This window comes from Acinetobacter sp. S4397-1 (assembly GCF_024129285.1).
Classification (GTDB): domain Bacteria; phylum Pseudomonadota; class Gammaproteobacteria; order Pseudomonadales; family Moraxellaceae; genus Acinetobacter; species Acinetobacter lwoffii_C.
Genome location: NZ_JAMXXZ010000061.1, coordinates 1 through 5,242, shown reverse-complemented (window position 1 = coordinate 5,242; position 5,242 = coordinate 1). Strand labels below are relative to the sequence as shown.

Sequence of the window (5,242 nt, the reverse complement as noted above, 5' to 3'; positions counted from 1 at the left end):
CCGATCTTCTAATTCAAATTGATTACGTAGTAATTAATTTGAATTAGAAACTCTCATCTCGCCCTGCGGGGCAAAAGCAAAAACAAGCATATTTCAAAATGGAGTTATCGGAAAATGTACTACTTTGATTATGCATATACTGGAAAAGGCACAACCAAAATTAAAGCCAAATCTGGAGCAACAAAAGTTAAAAAAGCAGCATCGTGCAAAAACCGGTTTCACTACATCACACGCACAGCACACTATAAAAATCACAAAGACAATCTTCATGAAAAAGTTGAGTTTGTAAAATCCGGCAACATGCCCAGCTTTGCTGAAAAACGTCCTGATTTATTTTGGGAAGCTGCTCACAACTACGAAAGAAAAAATGCTCGCACTGCTGCAAGCCAAGTTATCGCATTACCGAAAGAATTGTCTGTTCAGCAACGAATCGAACTAGCAGAAGCATTGATTAAACAATTCACTCATGAGTTTAACTTCCCATACACTGCCGCAATTCATAATCATGCAGGCGAGATCGGTGGCCAAGATCAACCGCACTTGCATATTATGTATTGCGAGCGTTCAGTCGATGAACATAATAGAACTGCTGAACAGTTTTTCAGTCGCTATAACGACAAAGACCCTGCCAACGGTGGTGCCCAAAAGATCACACCGGATGTACGTGGCAAAGGCAAAACAATCATCAATGAAATGCGTGTAGATACAGAAGTTATTATTAATGAGCACCTGGAGAAGTACGCACCAACCAAAATAGTAAAAATAAAGGGCATTGATGTCGAAGTTCCAAACTCTGTGTCGTGTCTGCATCACGAAGACTACAACCGCATCAACGGCACGAACTTAAAGCCAGTACCAATGATTCCTAAATCATTGCTACGCCTTGACCCTAACCTGACGTTTAAAGACAAAGATAAAAATGTTGCATATCAAGCAAAGCTTGCAGAACGTGAGCGAGCGATCAAAGAAGTCAATGACTTGCGTGAATACAACAACTATCAGCTATATGAGCACTATTATTTAGAAGCCAAAACTAGACTCGAAGCAGATCAAAGCACATCAAGAGCAGAAATCATGCGTACTGCTAGTGAATCACCAAGATGCACAGCACTGGAAGCATGCAAGCACTTCCAAGAATTACCACCAACGCCTTTAATTGAAAGAGTTTTAGAGTTATCTGCTATTGAAGATAAACCACAAAATAATATTAGACAGTACATTGAAGCAATAAAGCAAAAACAATATGCAATTATTGACGTACTTAAAAACGAAGCAACAGAACCAACGATTCAGGCAAGTATTACAGCCCTATCAAATGACCTAAAAACATATCAAATATTTGAAAATAAAGGATATATTAGAGATCAGCATGAGAGGAATCTACTCAAATTAGACAAGGATTTCGTGCAAAACTGGCTTGATCATTTAGCTACATGCAATAGCAATGACTTGATAGATCAGCAAGAAAGCACTGCTGAAAATCAGCAAAAAAATATTAAAAATGATCGTGAAATTGACATAAAAATTGATAACTCACCTCGACCAGATTTTTAGTACAAAAATAAAGCCCCATTATTTGGGGCTTTATTAAATCAGGTACACTACTATTTACTTTCGATATACTTCTTCAACTTACTGTTTTTAACAGCATATAAACGCTTATATTCTTTTTCAATTAAACGTGTCAAAACGTCTTTTTGACTATCCCCTACTGCCCCAACAATATCCGCCAGCTTATCAGCAACAGACTTATCAATATATACATCTAAGCGTTGACTAGCATCACTCTTACGTCTTTCTCTGTACGCTTTTTGACGCTCAGAATTCGTAAGTGGGGCAGGCTTCAACATATCAATCGTCTTTTTATCATTCGCATCTTTCATTGCACAATTCCAGTTTTATTATTCAATCGCCAAAGCATAACATAAATTTACGTTACACGGTAATTAAAAAAATAAAATGGTTTATATTAAACATCGTTACCCGATAACTATATTGTTACCTGTAACACAAAATAGTTACCCTGTAACTTTTAATAATTACCGTGTAACAATAGAATTATGAATATTTTATAAAAATAATTACCGTGTAACAAGAAATCGCAACTTCAAGAAATCGCAACTTCAAGAAATCGCACAGAATGCGCTGTATTTGATGAAATAGATGATGGACATACAAACGTACTGCGACACATTAAAAATCGCTTAAAACGCAAATGAGCGCAAAATAGAGCTATATTTATCTTTAGTTTGAGATACTAAAATTAGAAACAATGTTGAAATTCAAATTTTTTATTAATCTTAAAATTTAAAAAATATGTGCAATATTAAAAATATCTAAACAATAACAGCAACTTACAGAGCGAGTGTCTACGAGCGAACTGACACAATTAAAATTCTCGCAATGCCTTTTCACTGATTACAAGCTCACTTTTGCGTCTAAGCGAGAGTTACAGAGCGTCACGAAGTGCGCGAACTTTGAAGCTTTTGCTTTTAAAAAAGCATGAGCATAGCGAATGCATTATCAATGCTTTTGACTTTGCTTTGAGTTGTCACGTATGCAGTTGCAAAAATCGCCCCTCGCTGCGAGGAACGAGCAGCAATAGAGTACGAGCCTTGGCGAGTACCAAGGGCGATTTTCTTTTTCTATTTTTAATCTTTTTAAAAGCTTTATAAAAGCTTTAAAGAGCTTTTAAAAGCTTTAAAAAAGCTTTACAGGGTGTCTAAAAGCATTGCTGATAAAGGGTTTCAGAGGCTTAAGTGGGGGTGCGTTGCAGACAAAACAGGTTTAAGTGGGGGTGCGTTGCAGACAAAACAGGTTTAAGTGGGGGTGCGTTGCAGACTTAAGTGGGGGTGCGTTGCAGACAAAGTGGGGGTGCGTTGCAGACAAGGGGGGTGGTGTTGCAGACAACTATTGACTTGATAAGTGGGGGAGAATATATTAAACCAAACCCACACTTAAAAAGATAAAAATTGTGACAAAAACTTCTAAAACCACAAAAATACTGGACTTCTCTGAAGAGGATAAAGAGTTGTATCCATTGCAATCTTCTGCTGCAAAGTACCCAAAACACCTAGCTGTTCTGCAAAATGCTTTCTGGCAATTGCAGCATGAACGTCCACCAAAAGACGATCTACTCAAACTCTTAATGTATTTCAGCCCTAAAGTTCGACTTATTAACGATCAGCCCAATGAACGAACTACGTTTTCAATATCTGCTAGAGAATATGCTGAATTAACTGGATTGAGCATAAAAGGGGCATATTCCGCTTTAGATCGTGTTGTTGATACCCTTTATAATCATAGTGTTATTTTTGATAGCCCAGATCGGGGCCGAGTTAGAACTCGATTAGTCACGACATCAGCTTATAAGGATGGCAATTTTACAGTTAGCTTTACTCATTATGCTTTGTACATCATGTACGTATTCAACAAAGATAATCCTTTCACTCAGCTACAAATTAAATCTATTAGTGGCTTACACGGTCACGGTTTACGCTTATATCCGTTTTTAAGTCAGAATGAATATCGCTTCAATTTCGACATTGATCTAAAAGACTTAAAACGTGCTTTGGATCTCTCAGAAGATTCATACCCCGAATATCGAGACTTCAAGAGTTCAATATTGAAGCCGCACATTGATTTAATTAATGAAAAAACTGAGCTATCCGTTCAATTTAAAGCAGTAAAGAAAGAAGGTCGTAAAGCAAGCCATGTCAATTTTACTGTCACTAAAAAACGTACAGTAAAAGCTGAAACACCCCCTGAGCAACCCCTAGAACACCCACCAGAGCAACCCAAAAAAATTAAGGCTATAGATATATATAGAGCAATTTCAGACCCAAACGTTCTACCTCGTTTTTTGCAGTTTGGTGAAACTAGTGAGGATCTGATTAATCGCATTAAAGCTGATATCAAAGATGATAAAACTCAATACTGGCTCGACAAGCTAGAAGACTTAAACATAGAGATTGATGCCTAATTCCAATAACCTCGCTTGCCCTGGGCAAGCGAAAGGATATTGAAATTCGTCATCGTTCAGTGCTTAAAGGGCTTTATAATCAAAATGATATCTGAAAAATACATAACAAAATTTGAAAAAGAAATTCTGCTCAAACAAAGAATTGAACAGCTAGAAACAGAGCTTAAAGAATTTTCTGACCATCAAAAAAAAGCATATAGTCCACGACTTCAGAAAAGCATAGAGGGTTTAGAAAATAGAATTCTGAGAGCAAAAAAACTGCTGTATAACAACTGATTCAACTGTCATCTGCGTTTATCATTTTCAATCTCTTTAGCAACGTTTCTTATTTTCTCTATTATCTCAGAGCGTTTATTTTTAATAGAATTTCTTACATTATTTGCTTTATTTTCATCATCATTGGTTACGTCTGACAAGTAGTTGCAAACAATAAAATCTTCAAGTAAATGATGCAAAATCGACTCTTCAGAATCTTCAGGACCGAATAAATAATTGTCTTTCAAAAACTCAGCATATTTAAGAACAACACCCCCAAGGAAATATTTGCGACGTTCATTCTCTTTTCTGCGCTTTTGTCCGTCTGTCTGCTGTTCTTGCGTTTTCTTAATCGCTTCTTGTCGTTTCTGGCTTTCTGCTCGTTCAATTTCAGACTTAGCGATTTTTTCAAGTTTTGCGTATGTCGTCAGTGCTTTTTGACAATTAAAGAACCCATCTCGATCTTTCCAGTCATAACCGAGGATCTCTTTTTCTAATGCTGTAAGTGGGACTGTCGTTGTCGCTTTATGTTGAATAATTTTGTACAACTCAGCATTTTTTCTATACGCAGTTCTTTGACGATTTACAGTTTTTATTAGCGTCAACAATTCATTATCAACAGCAATATGAGAAGCCGTAATCGGTCTAAAATTTTCAGCATCACAAAGTTCTTGCTGTGCTTTAGTTCGAAATTCCATACGCATTGCAAAACGAATTATTCTGTTCAAATCAGAATCATCAAACAACTTTGCCGGCCGTCCACGAGTCGCCATAAGAGAAACCACGCACAATAAAAATATAGTTTTCTCATCATACATTGTCACGCAACAAAAATTAAACTAAATTACGTGAGTAATTTATTTAATGTTTTGCTCGTCTACGTGTTTCTAATTCAAATTAATTACTACGTAATCAATTTGAATTAGAAACTCTCATCTCGCCCTGCGGGGCAAAAGCAAAAACAAGCATATTTCAAAATGGAGTTATCGGAAAATGTACTACTTT

At 36.5% G+C, this 5,242-nt stretch carries 4 protein-coding genes; 2 read left to right on the top strand and 2 right to left on the bottom strand.

What is annotated here, in order from left to right:
* The first annotated feature begins 114 nt into the window (after positions 1 to 114).
* The gene (locus tag NI467_RS14360) at positions 115 to 1,554 is read left to right on the top strand and encodes a MobA/MobL family protein (protein WP_180172633.1); all 1,440 of its coding nucleotides are present in this window, start codon (positions 115 to 117) and stop codon (positions 1,552 to 1,554) included.
* A gap of 50 nt (positions 1,555 to 1,604) precedes the next feature.
* On the opposite strand, the gene NI467_RS14355 is transcribed toward NI467_RS14360, so the two are convergent.
* On the bottom strand, positions 1,605 to 1,883 hold the full coding sequence (locus NI467_RS14355) for a RepB family protein (RefSeq protein ID WP_253153478.1): 279 nt from the start codon (positions 1,881 to 1,883) through the stop codon (positions 1,605 to 1,607).
* A 1,091-nt stretch (positions 1,884 to 2,974) separates the two neighbouring features.
* Here NI467_RS14355 and NI467_RS14350 point away from each other — a divergent pair.
* Positions 2,975 to 3,982 carry a replication initiation protein gene (locus tag NI467_RS14350; protein WP_180172631.1) on the top strand — a complete coding sequence of 336 codons (1,008 nt, stop codon included), beginning with the start codon at positions 2,975 to 2,977 and terminating at the stop codon, positions 3,980 to 3,982.
* A gap of 284 nt (positions 3,983 to 4,266) precedes the next feature.
* Here NI467_RS14350 and NI467_RS14345 read toward each other — a convergent pair whose 3' ends face one another.
* Positions 4,267 to 5,010 carry a hypothetical protein gene (locus NI467_RS14345; RefSeq protein ID WP_180172632.1) on the bottom strand — a complete coding sequence of 248 codons (744 nt, stop codon included), beginning with the start codon at positions 5,008 to 5,010 and terminating at the stop codon, positions 4,267 to 4,269.
* Positions 5,011 to 5,242: the final 232 nt, after the last annotated feature.

Excerpts from the sequence above, each read along its gene's own strand:
- NI467_RS14355 (WP_253153478.1), bottom strand. The coding sequence starts at position 1,883 with ATGAAAGATGCGAATGATAAAAAGACGATTGATATGTTGAAGCCTGCC.
- NI467_RS14345 (WP_180172632.1), bottom strand. The coding sequence starts at position 5,010 with ATGGCGACTCGTGGACGGCCGGCAAAGTTGTTTGATGATTCTGATTTG.
- NI467_RS14360 (WP_180172633.1), top strand. The coding sequence starts at position 115 with ATGTACTACTTTGATTATGCATATACTGGAAAAGGCACAACCAAAATT.